Below are 19639 nucleotides of genomic sequence, written 5' to 3'. Positions count from 1 at the left end.
GGAGCAATAGTCATCCCATTGCATCCTGAAAGTGTCAGGATATGCGTCAGTTACCACATCCCTTCGCTTTACCCCTTCAGCACATGGCCTCCGCGTACGCCGCTCCGGCGCGCCTGACAGGCTAATCCTTCCAGCATACGCTTATTAACAGTCCGATAACGCTCAGGATTATTTGCACCCGCATTTATTTTACCCCTGCGCGGCGATAACTATCGGTCATTTTTCCATGCTCATATTTTTAATTGAGTGGAGAAACATCATGATGGTAAAAAAAACCACGTTGCTGACGGTTAATAACGTCAGCAAAAGCGTTCAGCCTACCGGTAAAGAAAAACGCCTGGTGCTGAATGAAATCAACCTGCGCCTCTACGATAACGAGGTCGTCAGCATTTTGGGGCAGTCCGGCTCGGGCAAATCCACCCTGCTGCGCATACTTTCCGGCCTGATCGCGCCGGATCTGGGCACCGTGATGCTGAGGGATAAAAAAGTCTCGGGGCCGAATCCGCAGATCAACATGGTGTTCCAGACCTTCGCCATTTTCCCGTGGCTGAACGTCTATCAAAATATCGCCTTCGGGCTGCAGGCGCAGGATCTGCCGCCGCAGGTGGTCGAAACCCAGACGCTGAAAATGCTCGATCTGGTCGGTCTCGCGCCCTACCGCGACGCCTACCCGCGCGAGCTTTCCGGCGGCATGCGCCAGCGGGTCGGCTTTGCGCGCGCGCTGGCGGTAGAACCGATGCTGCTGTTGCTGGACGAGCCCTTTTCCGCGCTGGACGTCTATACCGGCGAACACCTGCGCAGCGATCTGCTGCGGATCTGGAGCACGCGCCAGATCAAAACCCGCTCCATCGTGCTGGTCACCCACAGCGTAGAGGAGGCAGTGATGATGTCTGACCGCATCCTCCTGCTGGGCGCCGGCACCCTCGACGGCTGCTATCACATCACGCAGCGCCGCGAGGCGCGCACCCGCGAGGGGATGCAGCCGCTGACGGACAAAATCAGCGAGGCGCTCAGCCGGCAGATCGCCGCCGCGCACTGAGCGCCGCCCTGGACTGGCGGGACGGAGCCCCGCCAACTTAACTACCTGTTTATCAAGAGTTACCCCGCCACGGGTGGCTCATGATAAGCGGATAATACATCGAGTTATTATCATGCATTTCATTCATATACTGCTGACGCTGCTGACCGCGTCCGTCCTGGGCGCCGCCATCGGCTACGAAAGACAATTCCGCCAGCGCACCGCCGGGCTGCGCACCAATACGCTGGTGGCCACCAGCGCGGCGATCTTCGTCCACCTGGCCATGACCATCGACGGCAGCGGCGGCGCGGTGCGGGTCATCTCCTACGTGGTCTCCGGCGTCGGCTTTCTCGGCGCCGGGGCCATCATGAAAGAAGGGATGAACATCCGCGGCCTGAACACCGCCGCCACGCTCTGGGGCTCCGCGGCGGTCGGCGCCTGCGCCGGCTGCGGCCTGTACGGCGATGCGCTGGCCGCCACGCTGTTCGTGCTCGCCGCCAACACCCTGCTGCGCCCGCTGGTCAATATGGTCAACAAACAGCCCTTCAATGACGTTAACGGCGAATCCACCTACCAGATTTGCGTCATTGCCTTCGAGCATGAGCAGCGTGAAGCGCTGGCCAAATTCAAACAGGTGCTGCAAGGAGAAAACTGCTTTATCTCGCATCTGGATATCGAACCCTTTGGCGACGACGACGTGGAGATCACCGCCACGCTGATGCCGGCCTCTGTCACCACGCCGGTGCTCGACCAGACCATCAATAAACTGCTGAACGACAGCATGATGAAACAGGCCTATTACAGCCGCATCGCCGGCTCCGGCTAATGCCGTTCACTTCCAGGGAGATCCACCATGAAAACCATGCCAAAACTGGCTCATCTGACGATGTTCAAAGACATCGTTCACTGCGGAAGTTTGCACGATGCCGCGAAAAAACTGGCCGTCTCGCAACCGACGCTAAGCCGGGTGCTCAAAGAGCTGGAAATGTCCATCGGCGCGCGGCTGCTGGAGCGCAGCAACCGCGGCGTGCGCCTGACGGCGGTCGGCGAGCTGTTTTACCGGCGGATAGACGCCGCCACCAATCAGTTGCTCAGCGCGTTTGACGAGCTGCGCGGCCTGAGCGCCGGCGGCGAGAAGCGCCTGCGGGTGGGGATGAGCGTCGATCCGCTGCTGTGCTACCTGCCCCAGGTGCTCGAAGGCTTCAACCGCCGCTACCCGCATACCCGGGTGACGGTGGTGGAAGACGGCCCGGAAGGCCTGCTGGCCCGGCTGCGAAACTGCGAGCTGGATTTGGCGGTCAGCAGCCTGAACGGCGCGGCGGGCGGCGCCGATCTGGCCATGCAGGCGCTGAAGAGCGAGCGCTTCTCGCTCTATCAAGGGGGCGACCTGACCGCCGCCGGGCAGCCGCCGGCCGAAGCCAAATGGGTGGTGCCGCGCTCCTGCTCGGTGGGGCACGCCGCCATCCGCGAGATCGCCGAGCGTTACACGCCGCACGGCCAGATCGTCGAGACCGACTCCTTTCTGGCGACCTGGTGCCTGGTCAGGCAGCAGGGCTATATCGCGCTGCTGAGCGATCGGGTGGTCGCGCACTACGCCCCGCAGCTGCACCTGCAGAAAATCCCGACGCACGAGATCGACATCAGCGCGCGCTTTTACGTCTTTACCCGCCATGAGCCGGCCACGCCGCCGCTCAGCGCCGCCTTTATCCACCTGCTGCAAACCCTGCAAACGGGTTGAACGCTCAGGCCGCTACCCGCTGGCGCTCCAGTTCGCGCACCAGCGGGATCACTTCGCGGCCGAAGTACTCCACCTCTTCCTGGAAGTGCAGAAACGCCAGCAACAGCAGATCCACCCCGGCGTCTTTCAACGCGATGATGCGCTCGGCGATCTGCTGCGGCGTGCCGATCAGGTTGGTTTTAAACCCGTCGTTATACTGCACCAAATCTTCGAAGGTGGACTTGGCCCAGTTGCCCTCGCCCTCGGGCGAGGCCGCCCCGGCGTTTTTCACCTCGTGCCCGAAGCCCTGCACCGCCTCCGGGTTGGCGTGATCGATGATCTCCTGCAGCACCGCTTGCGCCGCCTGTTCGCTCTCGCGGGCGATGACGAAACCGTTCACCCCCACCTTCACCCGATGGTGATTGGCCTGCGCCTTGCTCTGGATGTCCTCCACCTGCCGGCGAATGCCCTCGACGCTGTTGCCATTGGTGAAATACCAGTCCGAGACCCGCGCCGCCATGTCGCGCGCCGCGCGTGAGCTGCCGCCCTGGAAAATTTCCGGCAACGGCGCCAGCGGCTTCGGCTTCAGCGAGTAGTCGCGGAAACGGTAGAAATCGCCGGCGAAGGTGAAGCTGGGCTCAGTCCAGATGCCGCGCAGGCAGCGGATAAACTCTTCCGAACGCAGGTAGCGCTCCTCATGATCCAGCCACGGCTCGCCGATGGCCTTGAACTCGCCGCGGAACCAGCCGCTGACAATGTTCACCGCAATGCGCGCGTTGGAAAGATGGCTGATGGTGGCGATCTGTTTGGCCGCCAGCGTGGGGTTCCACGGCCCCGGCAGCAGCGCGGCGATCACTTTCAGTTTCTCGGTGGCGTCCAACAGGGCCTGTGAGAACGACACCGATTCGTGCTGGTTTTCCGCGCCGTAACCGGCGGTGAAGCGGATCTGGGTAAGCGCGTAGTCGAAACCGGCGCGCTCGGCGATCTGCGCCAGCTTGCGGTTATAACCGATGTCCCAACCGGTGCGCTGCGGGATATTGCTGATCACCAGGCCGCCGGAAACGTTCGGCACCCAGTAGGCGAACTGAATCGGCTGCTGCGAGTGGTTTGCTGCTGACATGCTTCTCTCCCTCTGACCGTCGGCGCCGTTATGCGGCGCGCATATAACCATTATTGACTTCCAAATATTGAAAACATTGTTTTGGTTATAAAACCGATAGCAGGATGCGTGCCAACCGCCGTATTAAGGCATCTGGCTGAAAAACCGGGAGTTTAAAGCCAGCGAGTTCGGGCGGGTGCTGCATTGGCAACAGCGGCTGACGGGCGGCTGTTGGTTATGCAACAAACCGCTTACCCCGCCAATCCAACCGTTCACCCGGCGGATCTGACCGCTGACCGAAATACGCCTGTCTTCCCCCCTTACCCCCGGCGATGATGAGCTGTTCCTAAACCCGCCTTACCTCGGGAAAGACGCTACGGCTCACCGCGCCACTCTGACATCTCTTACAAGCGGATGAGTTCATTCATATCTTGCAGACTGGAATTAAGGATACCTCATGAAACGAGAGGGGATTTTAAAGCACATTCCGTGGATGCTGCTGGGGATACTCGGCGCAGCCTGCCTCGGCGTGGTGGCGCTGCGCCGCGGCGAACACATCAGCGCGCTGTGGATCGTCGTCGCTTCGGTGGCGGTGTATCTGGTGGCCTACCGCTACTACAGCCTGTACATCGCCACTAAGGTGATGAAGCTGGACGCCGGCCGCGCCACCCCGGCGGTGGTCAACAACGACGGCCTGAACTATGTGCCGACCAACAAGAACGTGCTGTTCGGCCACCACTTCGCCGCCATCGCCGGCGCCGGGCCGCTGGTGGGGCCGGTGCTGGCCGCGCAGGTCGGCTACCTGCCCGGCACGCTGTGGCTGCTGGGCGGCGTGGTGCTGGCGGGGGCGGTGCAGGACTTTATGGTGCTGTTCATCTCCTCGCGCCGCAACGGCGCCTCGCTCGGTGAGATCATTAAAAAAGAGATGGGGCCGATACCGGGCACCATCGCGCTGTTCGGCTGCTTCCTGATCATGATCATCATCCTGGCGGTGCTGGCGCTGATCGTGGTGAAAGCGCTGGCGGAAAGCCCGTGGGGCGTGTTCACCGTCTGCTCCACCGTGCCGATCGCGCTGTTTATGGGCATCTACATGCGCTACTTGCGCCCCGGCCGCGTGGGTGAAGTGTCAATCATCGGCATCGTGCTGCTGGTGGCCGCCATCTGGTTCGGCGGCGTGGTAGCGCACGATCCGTACTGGGGCCCGGCGCTGACCTTTAAAGACACCACCATCACCTTCACGCTGATCGGCTACGCCTTTGTCTCCGCCCTGCTGCCGGTGTGGCTGATCCTGGCGCCGCGCGACTACCTGGCCACCTTCCTGAAAATCGGCGTGATCGTCGGGCTGGCGATCGGCATCGTGATCCTCAACCCTGAGCTGAAAATGCCGGCGGTGACCCAGTTCGTCGACGGCACCGGCCCGGTGTGGAAAGGCACCCTGTTCCCGTTCCTGTTCATCACCATCGCCTGCGGCGCGGTCTCCGGCTTCCACGCGCTGATCGCCTCCGGCACCACGCCGAAACTGCTGGCCAATGAGACCGACGCGCGCTTTATCGGCTACGGCGCGATGCTGATGGAGTCCTTCGTCGCCATCATGGCGCTAGTGGCGGCTTCCATCATCGAGCCGGGCCTGTACTTCGCCATGAACACCCCGCCGGCGGCGCTGGGCATCACCATGCCGGATCTGCACCGCCTGGGCACCGAAGACGCGCCGATGATCATGGCTTCGCTGAAGGACGTGACCGTGCATGCGGCGGCGGCGGTCAGCTCCTGGGGCTTCGTCATCAGCCCGGAACAGATCCTGCAGACCGCCACCGACATCGGCGAACCTTCGGTGCTGAACCGCGCCGGCGGCGCGCCAACGCTGGCGGTGGGCATCGCCCACGTGTTCCACCAGATCATTCCGGGCGCCAACATGGGCTTCTGGTATCACTTCGGCATTCTGTTCGAGGCGCTGTTCATCCTGACCGCGCTGGACGCCGGCACCCGTTCCGGCCGCTTTATGCTGCAGGATCTGCTCGGCAACTTCGTGCCGTTCCTGAAGAAAACCGACTCGCTGGTGGCCGGCATCATCGGCACCGCCGGCTGCGTCGGGCTGTGGGGCTACCTGCTGTATCAGGGCGTGGTGGATCCGCTCGGCGGCGTGAAGAGCCTGTGGCCGCTGTTCGGCATCTCCAACCAGATGCTGGCCGCCGTGGCGCTGGTGCTGGGCACCGTGGTGCTGATTAAGATGAAGCGCACCCAATACATCTGGGTGACCGTGCTACCGGCGGTGTGGCTGCTGATCTGCACCACCTACGCGCTGGGGCTGAAGCTGTTCAGCGACAACCCGCAGTTGGAAGGCTTCTTCTTCCTGGCCGGCGAGTACAAACGCAAAATAGCCGAGGGCGGCGCCGAGCTGAGCGCCCAGCAGATCGCCAACATGAACCACATCGTGATAAACAACTACACCAACGCCGGGCTGAGCATTCTGTTCCTGCTGGTGGTGTACAGCATCATCTTCTACGGGGTGAAAACCGCGATGGCGGCGCACAAAAACCCGAAACGCACCGACCAGGAAACGCCTTACGTGCCGGTGCCGCAGGCCGCGCCCACCGACGGCGTAACTGAGGGGGAGGTCAAAGTTTCGACCCAGCATTGATGTGATTTAACGGATACCCTGCATAATAAACGTTAAGTAGTACCCAAAGCCGCACGGCCTACGTATCGCAAGATGCCAGGCGTGCGGCGCGATGCAATCGAGATACCCGGGGCGACCCGGAGGTGGGGCATCCCTGCGGGAACCCCATCCCCCGGCTTCCCCTAATATCAGGCTTAAGCAAGCGCTGTAGTGATGCAGGGTAAAGTTGGAGAAGGCTTATGTTCGGAAATCTCGGCCAGGCGGGGAAGTACCTCGGGCAGGCAGCGCGCATGTTGGTGGGCGTGCCTGACTACGATACCTACGTCCAGCACATGAAAGACAACCACCCGGAAAAGCCGGTGATGACCTATAAAGAATTTTTCCGCGAGCGCCAGCAAGCGCGCTACGGCGGCGACGGCAAAGGCGGCATGCGCTGCTGTTAACCCGCAGTCACAAGGATCCGTATGAAACCCATTGCAGTCACCATCCTGACCGGCTTTTTGGGCGCCGGCAAAACCACCCTGCTGCGCCACATCCTGAACGCCGAACACGGCTATAAAATCGCGGTCATCGAGAACGAGTTCGGCGAAGTGCCGATCGACGATGCGCTGATCGGCGATCGCGCCAGCCGCATCACCACGTTGAGTAACGGCTGCATCTGCTGCAGCAAGTCCAACGAACTGGCGGACGCACTGCTGGATCTGCTGGACGGCGTCGACAGCGGCCAGCTGGCGTTCGACCGGCTGATCATCGAATGCACCGGCATGGCCGATCCCGGCCCGATTACCCAGACCTTTTTCTCGCACGAGATCCTGTGCGAGCGCTTCCTGCTGGACGGCATCATCACCCTGGTGGACGCGGCGCACGCCGAGCAGCAGCTGAGCCAGTTCAGCATCGCCCAGGCGCAGGTGGGCTACGCCGACCGCCTCCTGCTGACCAAAACCGACGTGGCGCCGGACTGCGAGGCGCTGATCCAGCGGCTGCAGCGGATGAACGCCCGCGCGCCGGTCTACAAGGTGACGCACGGCGACATCGATCTGAGCGTGCTGTTCGACATCGAAGGCTTTACGCTGAACGACAAGCTTAACCTGACGCCGCCCACCCCGCTGTTCCGCCGCATCCCGCAGCCGCAGAGCGGCATCCGCTCAATTGTCGTGACGCTGGAGCGCCCGCTGCCGCTGATGCAAATCTCCGACGTGATGGAAGGCCTGCTGCTGGAATACGCCGACAACCTGCTGCGCTACAAAGGCATACTGTCCATCGAAGACGAGCCGCGCCGCCTGCTGTTCCAGGGCGTACAGCGGCTGTATAACGCCGACTGGGATCGGGAGTGGCTGCCGGAGGAAGAGCGCAAGAGTACGCTGGTGTTTATCGGCGTGGCTCTGCCGGAGGAGGAGATTCGGGGAAGGATTGGTGGGTTGGGGTAAGCGAGGTTAGGATATGGGAGCCTGTGGGTGGGCTCCTTTATGGGCATATGGTGCTAATGGGATGGAGGGAGGGACACTAGACGCAGCTCTGTTGCTGCTTGCTGTAGGGCAAATTCAGCGACGAACTCACGTGCAGAGGGAAACTCACCTGCCTGTTGTTTCTTCTGGGAGACCAGCTTCACGGAGAAATGGTACTGCTGCCCCGGCGTAAATACGTAGCCTTCATCAGGGACGCACTGATTGGGGGCAACATCCCGCAGCGGATCGAAGAATTTGAATGTGCGGTTCTGCGCCTCATCCAATCGGTATATCGAAATACCCGCGAGCTTTTCGTCTCCCTGCGGCTGAACGGTGATGCATACTTTGCCCTCACGCAGGCTGGCGGTTGCGGGGTAGTCTACGGGGATACGATCACCTATCGACGGACAACCGGCGAGCAGGAAGGGGAATGTGAGGGGGAAGATCCGTTTCATCACTACCTCTGACGTGAAAACTCGGCTAAAACCTGCTCGTACTGTAGACGAATTTTATTGTTTTGGGGACCCGTGTAATTCACAAAACGCCCAATACCATATGCCCAAGCATCATAGCCATATTGTATTAACAACCAATAATCGGCAACGATACAAGCTTGTTGTTCCAAAGAGTACTTTGTGAGCGTCTTATTAGCTTCCAACTTATAAGTGTAATTAGCTGCCCAACTAAAGGCACCTCTGAGGCGGACCCACTGCCCATGCTGATGCTGCCAAACATGGGCAAGCTCATGAATAAAGAAATGTTGTTTTGCGTAATTATTTACCTTAGAGAAATCAGCCAGATATTCCTCCTCTCGGAAATATATCTCGCCGTTGGGGGACATACCAACATGCTTGCCTTGTAAACCAAAGGGTAAGTAACTATCGCAATGAATCCATACGCGGTTGTAGACGATCGACTTACCGAAAACACGTCGGGCCATGACTATTTCACCCAACGTCATGAGTCGTAATGCTCCCTCTTTCACTTGTTGGATTTTCTGTTCTTTCGTAAGCATAAGTCAAATTCCCTATGACCATTTGAAAGTGAAATCTTAGCGACTACTTCTCAGCCGGTCTAGATTATATTTACTCATTTATAAAATAAAGAAAAAACCTCATGACAAATTCACCTTGTGAATTTATTGATTTAACCTCCTTAAAACAACAATTCAAATAAAGACATTAAGAATAAGAGCATATAAAGAAGATGAGCATTCATAGAATCAATAGTTAAATTATACAACTCATTAACTGCGATACTCATTCCATATTAGAGATGAAATAGCCTGTAATTCCATACAGCTTATTTTTTCCTTTTACTGATAACGCTATAGTTTTCCCGCTGCGGCAAAATCCGCAGCCGGAGTTAGCGTTCCGAATCTGACATACTACCGCTGTATTATGTAATAATGCAGCAGCTTTAGTTCACTCCAAATAATGGTGGCTCAGGCGGGGGCTTCGCAAGAAGCGCCGGTTCGTATGCCGGTGACCTTGGCCCAAAATCAGTGCAGTGCTAAATCAGAGATCTTCGTCTTTACGGAGAATTCGGATGAATTCAGCCGGAGTCATGTCATTTAATGATGAATGCGTCCTTTCGTTATTGTATTACCTGCGCCAGCTGTCGAGTTTGTTCTGAGCATCTTCCAGTGACAGGAGCCCGTGAATATTCAGGCATTCGCCCCGCAGACTCCCGTTAAATGACTCAATAAACGGGTTATCTGTTGGTTTTCCAGGGCGAGAGAAGTCCATCGTAACACCGTGCTCATACGCCCATTTATCCAGACTTTTCGAAATAAACTCACTGCCGTTATCCGTCTGAATACGTACCGGTAAACGCCTATCCAGCACCCGAAGTGCTTCCATTACTCTGACCACATCTTCGCCTTTCAGCGATTTTCCGGCATGGATCGCCAGACATTCCCGGCTAAAATTATCCACTACAGTCAGTGCCCGAAAACGCCGCCCGTTAAACAGATTATCCGACACAAAATCCATACTCCAGCACTGATCGACATGCGTCAGAATCGGGCGCTGCTGACGGCGTGCTGCACTGACATGTCTGCGGGGACGCTTTCTGCGCAGGTTCAGTCCTTCCAGGCAACAAATCCGATGGGTTTTCTTGTGGTTAACAAGCCAGCCTTCCCGCCGCAACTGAATATGAATACGCGAGCAACCATACCGTATCCGGTTTTCCGCGATTTCTCGGATACGCAGGGTTATCGCCCGATCATCGCGCCGGCTCTGCCAGTGGTAAACCGTTCTGCTATGCATCAGTAACCCGTATCACCGGCGGACGCTGATGCGGTATGCTTCCTGCAGAAAATGCACCGCCTAGCGCTTCTGAGCCGGCCTCAGAACTATTGTTTCAGCACCTCCTCAGCATCTCCTTGTCAAGACTCAGGTCGGCCACCAGTTTCTTCAGCCGTTGATTTTCATCCTCCAGTTGCCGCAGCCGTCGCAGTTCCGTCACACCCAGACCAGCAAATTTCTTCTTCCAGTTATAAAAAGTGGCCTAAGAAATCCCCATCTTTCTGCAGAATTCCCCAACGTGAGTTCCGGTTTCGGCCTGTTTCAGCGCAAACGCAATCTGTTCTTCGATATAACGGGTCTTTTTCATGGCGATGTGCCTCGCAGTGAGAGGGAAGAACGACCGAATTCTTCAGTTTAGACTGGTACTTTTTTCAGGGAGGAGATCAGTGGACAATCTCAGCAAAAGCAACCTTTCACCATAAACATGGTGATCCGCCCTTGATAATGTGAAAAAACTGATTTATAGCATCGCACCATTTACGTACTATGTTAATGTAGTATTACTGTTTTATCATGCATTATATATAATTTCATTTCTAAACTTTTAACAAAAATATAATTAATGGAGAGGTTTATTGTGAGTCGATCAGAATACATTTATCTAATTAAGTGTACTTCTTGGCTAGCTAAATTCCTCTCCCGCAGAGGATTGAAGCAACCAGACCGCCGCCCATTATATGAATACCACGCAACGAGTGATGAGTATGATGAGTTGAAGCGGTTGTTGAGAGCTATAGGGCTACCCGATGGCTACAGGAGTGATAAAGGATATGCAGCCAGCTTCACGTTATTCTGCTCAGAGTGGTATAGAAGAGATTATGAAAGGGAGTGTGGATGGGCATGGGAGCCTATTTATAAGACTATCGGCATATCAGCATCTTCTTCGGAAATGGGGAAAATAATTCCTAAAGGTCTGGATGGATATTGGGGACGTCCAGTGCGGTTTTACGATACAGAAAGACGTAATTTCTTAGGATCCTTATTTAGTGAAGGCGGTCTACCTTTCAGGTTGCTAAAGGAATCTAATAGCCGCTTTCAGTCGATGTTCTCTCTCATTCTCAATCAATACGATCAGGCCCAATCTTCTAACATTTCAACGTTTGCTTTAGTTCATGCGGCGGTAGAAAAATCATCCCTGCCAGTCGTTTTCAAAGAGGATACTTCAGTTGAGCTTATTAGTCGGATGGCTGAACAGTTAGTGTCTCTTGTGCAAATTTATGACCTGAGTAACCACACCGAACCCGTAAAAGAGCTTGATCGTGTTCATCCTAAGTGGCGGGACAGCTTCCCCGTTCCGCTTGATGATGATACGGGGACCAGTTTCCTTAATGGACTTTTACGAGCAGCTTCTACTGAATCCAAACCTCGCCTTCAAAAAAATAGAACAACCCTATGTCAGTTCTTATGGTCAGAGAATCATCCTGAAGCTTTACAGTCAGTTATTTCTCTTCCAGAAGAGCTGAGTTTTTCGATTGATAGTGAACCTTCTACAACACGTTTCGAGCTTGCCATCTATGAAGATGGTAACGAAATTGCGAGCCTGGGACCTGCCTATGCAACACTGAGTAATTCACAGGCGAAAATGAGAGTTCGTAAGCGTGAAATTAAGTTTTTTCGAAAAAATCCCGCTGCCAACTTGTTTATTGTGGCGAGAGCAGGAGGGATGCTTGTCGGAACCAGACTGTTGGAGGGAAGTGAGGTTGCCGTTGGCGATGTGCCATTAGTTTTTGTTTTTGATAAAAGTGAATGGTTGCTACAAGGGCAAGCATCTTGCAGTGTACGTGGCAGTCATGTGCTCATTGTATTGCCAAAGGATGGTTGTTTGGCCTCAGAGCTCGAGGATTGTGAAACCGATTTTTCGGCTTTGGGATGTCGATCTCTGATTATCAGCGGTCGACAGGATATCACCATTAAAGGCGACGAAACATACCGAATAAAGACAGGGAGAGATCAAGTTACCCAGGCTGGGTTCTCTTTCCAGGGGAAACGATTAAATTGGACAAGCTATCCAGATGAGGTTTTCCTTGGTATTCCCGGAATTAGTAAAAATCCTGATAATCTATTAGCGCATCATTATAAACGTTTTTTCAACGGTGCATTTATAGATAATTGTGATGCGCAAGAGAAAATGGGAGTTCAGTTTCTTTCCGTACGCAATGATAATAACGAAACGTTATTGCGTAAAAGAATAGGTATTCTACCCAATGATTTTAGCCTAGAAGTAAAAAATGGAGAGCAAGCAAACGAGGGCTCTATTATTATTACGACCAAGCATCCTTGCTTGTATAGTTTGAAAGAGAAAATATTGGAGGTTGGTAGGAAACGATTACCAGGTAGTACAGAAATAATGATGAAAACTGAGGGAATTCCTCCAGCATCGATTCTATTACAAATAACACCAAACCTTGCTGCAAATCCTATTGTTATTTCTCTCCCTTTCCCTGCCCGAGGTTGCCTTGTCTTCGATAAAGACGACAAACCTCTATCAAAAAATTTAACGATTAACGATCTTCTGGGAGCCAGAGCATACCTTTTCGGAAAAAATGGTGAGCCTACGCGATACCAACTTGAACTGCGTTTACGCTCCCGTAGTGGAATGCAGGCATGGTATGAGTGGCGCTATAGTGCGGGAGAAAGCCCGGTAGAGCTTACTTTATACAGCTTAAGAGAGCATATTGACAATTTACTTTCCCTGGAGAAAGGGATTGATCAAACGGTGGATATGCGTATTGAGGGCGGAGGTAGTTCCTTTACCTGGCAAATCAGGCGCTATAAATATAGCCTTGAGTATGACCGGGAAATGCAGCTTCTTCTTGCTAATTCAGCGAGCAATCGTACGGGGCAGATCCCTTCCCCCGTTATTATGTTACTCAGTGAGCCCGAAAGAAAAGCAATACCACTTGTATCGAGAATGAGCGAAGGTGTACCGGTTGGTGAATTCGAATTAAGTTCGACAATACAAAATAATGGCCCATGGCTAGTTGTTCCCAAACAAGGTGAAGAAGCTTCATTCCGGCCTTGTTACATTGCAGGTGAGCCGGTAATCCAAAGCGAGACTACGGCAATACAGTCCCTGCAAAAAGCGACGCAGCTTTTTAATCCTCGGTCGGATGTAAATACCATTACGTTAGTTCTGGAACAAATGGCAAGCGACCCTGCACATTCAGGTTGGCAGTTCTTACGTAACTTATACGATCAGTTTGGATATTTACCACTGGCTACTTTTGAGGTATGGCGTGCCTTGGTCCAGCATCCACAGGCATTGGCAATGTCACTGTTTAAATTTGAGATGTCCATTGATTATCTCAGCCGTATTGAAAGCGAGTTTCCTGTTTTCTGGGAGTTTTTGCCTATCACTGAGGTTAAACATGCCGCGATGCGTTTTCGAGCGTTTCTGACTCATAAAGGTGCTCCGGAGGAAATGCAGATAAAGTTGCTGGGTCGAATGTTCCAGCAATTAGGGACTGCATTTCCAACTTATGCCAGCGAGGTGCAAACATGGTTCGAGCAGGGAAGATTACCACCAGCTTTTCCGACACAAATGATAAAAGGCATCATTCATGAGTGGTATCAGGAACTCTTACGTGAACATGGTGAATCTCGTTGGCCAGAGTTTGGCGGACCGGGTCTTTTCCGTTGGTACACGTCGCAACAAGATCATGTTATAGAGATTTCACCCGATACCAGCTACCGATATTCTGTTACTTTGCTCCCCATATTTGCTGCCGCTGTTGCCTGCGGTAAAACAACATTTGACAGCGTTTTTGAAAATAAACCTGGTGCCGTATTTTTCTTAAGACAAGTCAGAGATTTTGACTCGCGATGGTTTAATGCCATTTTCCAGTATTGTTTATTGCGTAATGTGGCTGAAAAATAAAAGGAATAAGGATGACTACACGCTATTTTTCTTCGCTGATTGAACAGTCGTTATCTCGTTCGACGGAAGCTACGCTGAGCATTATGGGCGTAACCAACCCGCATCTTCGCGAGCACCTTGCGCAGCAGATGGCGGCTGAATGTGGAAAGGAAGGGACATTTCTGGCTTCTCCCGTATTTGAACAAACATTTGGCTGGAAAGAGTCAAATTTCACGATGAGGGATCTTGCCACAAAGCAAACGTTACTGAGCAAGGAGGTTGTTGATTCTCTCGATAACAAAGAAAACGGACGTTATCGTTTTGGCTCAACCTGGAAACCGTTCACACATCAGTTAGCCAGCTGGCAAGCATTACTTGATAAAAAACATTCGGTGGTTGTGACCAGTGGCACGGGCTCGGGTAAAACAGAGTGTTTTATGGTTCCGGTACTTGAGGATCTTTATCGTGAACTACGGGACAACGGGAAAAAACCGCTAATAGGCGTTAGAGCCCTTTTCCTTTATCCCCTGAATGCCCTGATCAATTCACAGCGTGAACGTTTAGATGCCTGGACCCGAGGTTTTGGAACCGGGATTCGGTACTGTCTGTATAACGGTAATACTGAAGAGCTGCATGCCTCAGTAAAAAGTGAGCAGGCAAACCGGCCAAACGAAGTGCTTTCTCGTGAGAAAATGCGTGAGGAACCTGCGCCTGTTCTGGTCACAAACGGTACCATGCTGGAATACATGATGGTGCGTCAGGTTGATGCACCTATCATTCAGAAATCAAAAGCGGAAAAATCATTACGCTGGATAGTTCTGGATGAAGCCCATACCTACGTAGGTTCCCAGGCCGCTGAACTGGCTTTACAGCTCCGTCGTGTCATGACTGCATTTGGCGTTACACCTGATGATGTTCGCTTTGTTGCAACATCTGCAACTATTGCCGGAAGTGATGCAGAAAAGCAGCTGAAAAAATTCTTATCTGAGTTGTCCGGTGTGCCACAGGAACGTATTGATGTTCTGGGAGGTAGCCGTGTCATTCCTGACCTGGCGCCGTGCCAGCATCTTTCTCTATCCCTGGATGAGCTTGAGCATATCCCTGATTCTGATGGAGCGGATATTAGCCTTGAGCGCTACACCGCGCTGACCCACTCTCCGCAAGCGCGTCATCTCCGTGAGATGCTTGTGAGTCAACCCAAACCGATGAAGCTTAATACGCTGACCCGGCGTTTGAATGAGCTAACAAAACATCAGTACACTCAGCAAGATATTTTGCGCTGGCTCGATCTCTGTACCGGCACGCTTCCCAATGCGCAAGAACCGGCATTTCTGAAAGTCAGAGCGCATATTTTTCAGCGTAATACCCAGGGGATATGGGCCTGCGTAGATAAACATTGCTCCGCTAAACACAATACTGCGCTGGAGAAGGGGTGGCCTTTTGGCAATGTGTATGTGAGTCAGCGGCAAAACTGCGAGTGTGGCAGCCCTGTTTATGAACTCGCGTTCTGTAATGAGTGTAATGAACCGCATTTACTTGCCCGTGACAAAAAAGGAAAGCTTGTACAGTGGGATAATAAAGGCGGGGATGAGTTTTCACTGCAGGATGAAGCACCTGATGATTTTGACTCTTCGAGTGAAAAAGTTCAAAAAGAACAGGTATTCCAGCCACCCCATATTATTGCCGCGGAATGTAATACCGAAATGGGTTATCTCGTGCAGCGCCTCGATCGTCAAACTCGAAGTATTGGCGTAGTCAACCCGGATAGTATTCCGCTGGCGATGAATGATATTGAGCAGGTCTGTAGCGCCAGCAACTGCGGTTATAGAGGGGGTAAAGGTAAACAACCTTTCCGGCGGGCACTGTTAGGCGGGCCTTTCTATGTGACGAATATCGTGCCTACCGTGCTGGAATATTGTCAGGACTTTATCAGTGATGAAGGTAAAGAGGGGGTTGGCCCACTTTCTTTGCCTGGCCGAGGGCGCCGACTGATCACCTTCACTGATAGCCGTCAGGGAACGGCGCGGATGGCGGTGCGGATGCAGCAGGAAGCGGAGCGCAGCCGTTTGCGTGGTAGCGTTGTGGATATTCTCTCTTGGCATCAACGACAAAAAGTAGTCAACAAACCTAACGAGCAGGCCAATGTCAAAGAAATGATTGATATGGCCGAGCAGGGAAAAATCAGGATTAAAAACTTACTACAGTGGGGAATGCCTGATGCGGCGAAACAAGCGGAAGCAGAATTAGCCCTTATTGAACAGGCTATACAACAAGCCACTGGCGGAAAAGTCGATACGGTTTTGATGTCTCTCTCCTGGCCTGAAATGGTCAAGGAATTGAAAGATAAGGCGGATATCAAAGGTCCTATCCTACAGTATAACCACTATCTCAAGCCTGAAATCTTCACTGAAAATGGTGGCCCTTTAAAACTCGCTGAAATGCTGCTTTTCCGTGAATTTATGCGGCGCCCGAAACGTACGAATAGCCTGGAAACGCAAGGATTGGTTCAGGTGGGTTATCAGGGGCTGGAGAAGGCGCATAGCCTCCCTGCTCATTGGCAAGATAAAGGGTTAACCCTGGATGACTGGCGTGATTTTCTTAAGGTTACGCTGGATTTCTATGTCAGGGAAAGCAACTTCACCCAGCTGGACGAAGATCTGAAAAACTGGATCGGTAGCCGTTTCTCTTCAAAATTTGTCCGTAACCCCGATTCGAAAGAGCCTGATGACAACCAGGTTAAACGCTGGCCGCAAATTCGTCACGGTAACGTCACGCAGCGTCTGGTCAAACTTTTGATCCTCGGCGCTAAATTCAGCAGCGTAAATACGGTCACAATCGATATCGTTAATGCGTGGCTAAAAGAGGCATGGCTTCAGTTGACGGGGTCATTAGCGGTATTGAAATCTGACGGCAACCGTTTTTATTTACCTAAAGAGCATCTGACATTCTCTCTGGTACAAAAAGCCTACATTTGCCCGGTAACCAATAAATTACTGGCGACGGCTTTCAGAGGCCTGACGCCTTATCTGCCAATGCATATTCAGTTTGAACGGCTGACCAGTGCACAATATGACGCCTTTGTCGCCCAGGCGGTGACGCTGCCTGAGATTTGGCAGCACGACCGTTCTCAGGATGATTATGTCGATGGGTTAAGAAAAGTTCGTGACTGGCTGGGTCAGGACCCTCTGGTGGCGCAATTACGTTCGCAAAACCTCTGGACGGACATTAACGATCGCGTCGTTGAAGGTGGATTTTACTATCGTACGGCAGAGCATTCCGCCCAGCAATCATCCGAGCGTCTGCAAAGTTATGAACGTATGTTTAAAAACGGACAGCTTAACGTTCTTAACTGTTCAACCACTATGGAAATGGGCGTAGATATTGGCGGGATTTCTGCTGTGGTGATGAATAACGTTCCACCGCACCCCGCTAACTATTTACAGCGTGCCGGGCGTGCCGGGCGTAGCAAAGAGTCCCGTGCTATTTCTTACACGTTGTGCAAAGGCAACCCGCACGATCGGCAGGTTTTTGCTAACCCTCTCTGGCCGTTTGAAACGGTGATCCCTGCGCCGATGGTGGCAATGAATTCTGAGCGTCTGGTACAGCGCCACGTCAATTCTCTGCTGCTGTCAGACTATTTGTGCCATGTCATCGGTGAAACCGAAAAAGAACGTACCAGCCTTAATAGTCAGTGGTTCTTTGGTGAAGAGCTTGAACAGTCGGTGTGTAACCGTTTCAAAGCCTGGTTGGAGCGTCAGACGCTGAGCATTGACGCGGCTTTGGTTCGATTGGTTAAAGGCACCGCGCTTCATGGCGTTGCGGCAGAAAAGCTGCGGGATAAAACGTGCAACGCGATTGCGGCACTGCAGAAGCGCTGGCTGGGAATTTATCGCGACCTTGTTAAGCAGGAAAGTGAATCGCAGCCCAATACGCCGTATCGCAAACGTCTGGAGCTGGAGAAAAAACGGCACTGCGGCGAGTATCTGCTGCGCGATTTGGCGGCCAGAACCTTCCTGCCCGGATATGGCTTCCCAACGGATGTTGTCACTTTTGATAACTTCACTATGGAAGATTATATCCGCGAGAAAACGTACAAAGTCCGGGATAAGAGCGATCGCGAAGATAACGTCTCGCGTTATAAAGGCTTGCCTTCACGTAACCTTTCCGTGGCGATCCGTGAGTATGCGCCGGGCGCGGAGATTATCCTTGATGGCCGGGTCTTCCGCTCCGCTGGGGTGTCTCTGCACTGGCATAATCTTAATGCTGATACCAATGAAGCTCAGCGTCTGGATAGTGCCTGGCGTTGTCACAAATGCGGTACGTTAGGCTATGAGGAAGGTATTGGCGGCTCGGGAGATTTGTTCTGTACCAATGATGCGTGCGGTGAGCGCATCACGCCGGAAAACCGACGTCAGGTTTTACAGCCTGCGGGTTTTGTGACGGATGCGCATGCTCCGGTGACCAATAACATTGAGACCATGAAATTCATTCCGGTTGTACCGGCCTGGGTATTTGTTAAGGCCGAGCGTGTACCGCTGCCGAACCCGTTGATGGGCTTTATGGCTTCCGGGGCGGACGGTAATGTGTTCCAGCAAAGTATGGGGGAAGGCGGTCACGGCTATGCGCTGTGCCTGAGCTGCGGCCGTGCGGAGTCGATGCTCAACCTCACGGATGCGCCTAAATCCATGGAAACACACTATCCGCCACGTCCAGGAAAGGCCGACCGGGATAGCCAGAATCAGCGGATTATCTGCCCAGGTTCAACGGCGCTGAATAAAAATGTCACGCTGGGAGCGCTGGCCAGAACGGATGTCTTCGAGCTGATTGTCCGCCGCCCGCAGGACGGAGAGTATATCGCTGATAACACGGAAGAAGGTCGTATTGTTGCAATGACGCTGGCCGTGGCGCTGCGGCGCTCGCTGGCAAGCGTACTGGGTGTTTCCGCAGCGGAGCTGGGCTACGCGGTGCGTCCGGTCAGGCTGGAGAACGAGCAATCCGTTCTGGCGGTTCAGCTGTACGATATTATCAGCGGCGGCGCGGGTTTTGCTTCCAGCGCGCCATTGCACATTGAGGCCGTGCTGAAGGGAATGATGAAGCAGCTGGGCTGCCACCACTGCGATACTGCCTGTAGCGAGTGCCTACTCGACTCACAGACCCGCCACGATCACGATCTGCTGGATCGTAAAGCGGCACTGGCCTGGCTGGGGGTGGATTTCAGCCACTATATTGGTTTGCCGGATGAGGAGAAATTCTCTCTGGCTGATGCGCAATATTGCCCAGGGAGCATTGAAGATACTCTGCGACGGGCCATCAACGATGGTGGTCGAAAGCTCACGCTGTGGATGAGTGGGCCGTTGAATGAGTGGGATCTGTATGCCCGTCAGTTCCGCACCGCGATCCAGAACTACCGGCTAAAAGATGATGTTGAGGTGGTGCTGGTTATCCCGCGAAACATTGACGATCCGGAGATCCTTCAGGAACTCGCGCAGTTTACGGCGATAGGCGTGCAGCTGTGCCAGTCTGAGCTGGATACGGATACGCCGCTCGTTGCGCAGGTGACGTTTGACGATCGCCTGAT

General features: G+C 53.6%; 10 protein-coding genes and 2 pseudogenes. 8 read left to right on the top strand and 4 right to left on the bottom strand.

Features of this window, described 5'->3' with window-relative positions:
* Nucleotides 1-259: 259 nt before the first annotated feature.
* From N6G83_RS20915 to N6G83_RS20905, 3 genes are all read left to right on the top strand, one after another.
* Nucleotides 260-1039, top strand: a complete 780-nt coding sequence (locus N6G83_RS20915) for an ABC transporter ATP-binding protein (protein WP_197837261.1) — start codon at nucleotides 260-262, stop codon at nucleotides 1037-1039.
* A 112-nt stretch (nucleotides 1040-1151) separates the two neighbouring features.
* Entirely contained in the window at nucleotides 1152-1844 is a 693-nt protein-coding gene (locus N6G83_RS20910; protein WP_260515909.1) for an MgtC/SapB family protein, read from the top strand.
* A 27-nt stretch (nucleotides 1845-1871) separates the two neighbouring features.
* The gene (locus tag N6G83_RS20905) at nucleotides 1872-2756 is read left to right on the top strand and encodes a LysR family transcriptional regulator (RefSeq protein ID WP_197770861.1); all 885 of its coding nucleotides are present in this window, start codon (nucleotides 1872-1874) and stop codon (nucleotides 2754-2756) included.
* Nucleotides 2757-2760: 4 nt separating this feature from the next.
* Here the strand turns inward: N6G83_RS20905 and sfnG are convergent, their stop codons facing one another.
* On the bottom strand, nucleotides 2761-3855 hold the full coding sequence (sfnG, locus tag N6G83_RS20900; protein WP_260515910.1) for a dimethylsulfone monooxygenase SfnG: 1095 nt from the start codon (nucleotides 3853-3855) through the stop codon (nucleotides 2761-2763).
* 436 nt (nucleotides 3856-4291) lie between these two features.
* Between sfnG and N6G83_RS20895 the strand changes: the two genes are divergently transcribed.
* From N6G83_RS20895 to yjiA, 3 genes are all read left to right on the top strand, one after another.
* Nucleotides 4292-6472 carry a carbon starvation CstA family protein gene (locus tag N6G83_RS20895; protein WP_164063640.1) on the top strand — a complete coding sequence of 727 codons (2181 nt, stop codon included), beginning with the start codon at nucleotides 4292-4294 and terminating at the stop codon, nucleotides 6470-6472.
* Nucleotides 6473-6690: 218 nt separating this feature from the next.
* On the top strand, nucleotides 6691-6894 hold the full coding sequence (locus N6G83_RS20890; protein WP_197837262.1) for a YbdD/YjiX family protein: 204 nt from the start codon (nucleotides 6691-6693) through the stop codon (nucleotides 6892-6894).
* 21 nt (nucleotides 6895-6915) lie between these two features.
* Nucleotides 6916-7878 carry a GTPase gene (yjiA, locus tag N6G83_RS20885; RefSeq protein ID WP_260515911.1) on the top strand — a complete coding sequence of 321 codons (963 nt, stop codon included), beginning with the start codon at nucleotides 6916-6918 and terminating at the stop codon, nucleotides 7876-7878.
* A 53-nt stretch (nucleotides 7879-7931) separates the two neighbouring features.
* Here yjiA and N6G83_RS20880 read toward each other — a convergent pair whose 3' ends face one another.
* The 3 genes and pseudogenes from N6G83_RS20880 to N6G83_RS20870 all read right to left on the bottom strand — a co-directional run bounded on the left by N6G83_RS20880 (nucleotide 7932) and on the right by N6G83_RS20870 (nucleotide 10512).
* Entirely contained in the window at nucleotides 7932-8351 is a 420-nt protein-coding gene (locus tag N6G83_RS20880) for a putative T6SS immunity periplasmic lipoprotein (protein WP_260515912.1), read from the bottom strand.
* Nucleotides 8352-8353: 2 nt separating this feature from the next.
* Nucleotides 8354-8911 carry a type IV secretion protein Rhs gene (locus N6G83_RS20875; protein ID WP_197769261.1) on the bottom strand — a complete coding sequence of 186 codons (558 nt, stop codon included), beginning with the start codon at nucleotides 8909-8911 and terminating at the stop codon, nucleotides 8354-8356.
* A gap of 502 nt (nucleotides 8912-9413) precedes the next feature.
* Nucleotides 9414-10512 (bottom strand): annotated as a pseudogene (locus tag N6G83_RS20870) (IS3 family transposase).
* Between the two features lie 270 nt (nucleotides 10513-10782).
* Here N6G83_RS20870 and N6G83_RS20865 point away from each other — a divergent pair.
* Nucleotides 10783-14082, top strand: coding sequence for an STY4851/ECs_5259 family protein (locus N6G83_RS20865; RefSeq protein WP_260515915.1), 3300 nt, complete (start codon nucleotides 10783-10785; stop codon nucleotides 14080-14082).
* Nucleotides 14083-14093: 11 nt separating this feature from the next.
* Nucleotides 14094-19566 (top strand): annotated as a pseudogene (locus N6G83_RS20860) (DEAD/DEAH box helicase); the annotation flags it as partial.
* Between the last annotated feature and the right edge of the window lie 73 nt (nucleotides 19567-19639).

The sequence above is a fragment of the Serratia sp. PL7 genome (assembly GCF_945957435.1).
Note: the sequence above shows the minus strand (reverse complement) of the source record. Positions and strands in the feature narration are given on the sequence as shown.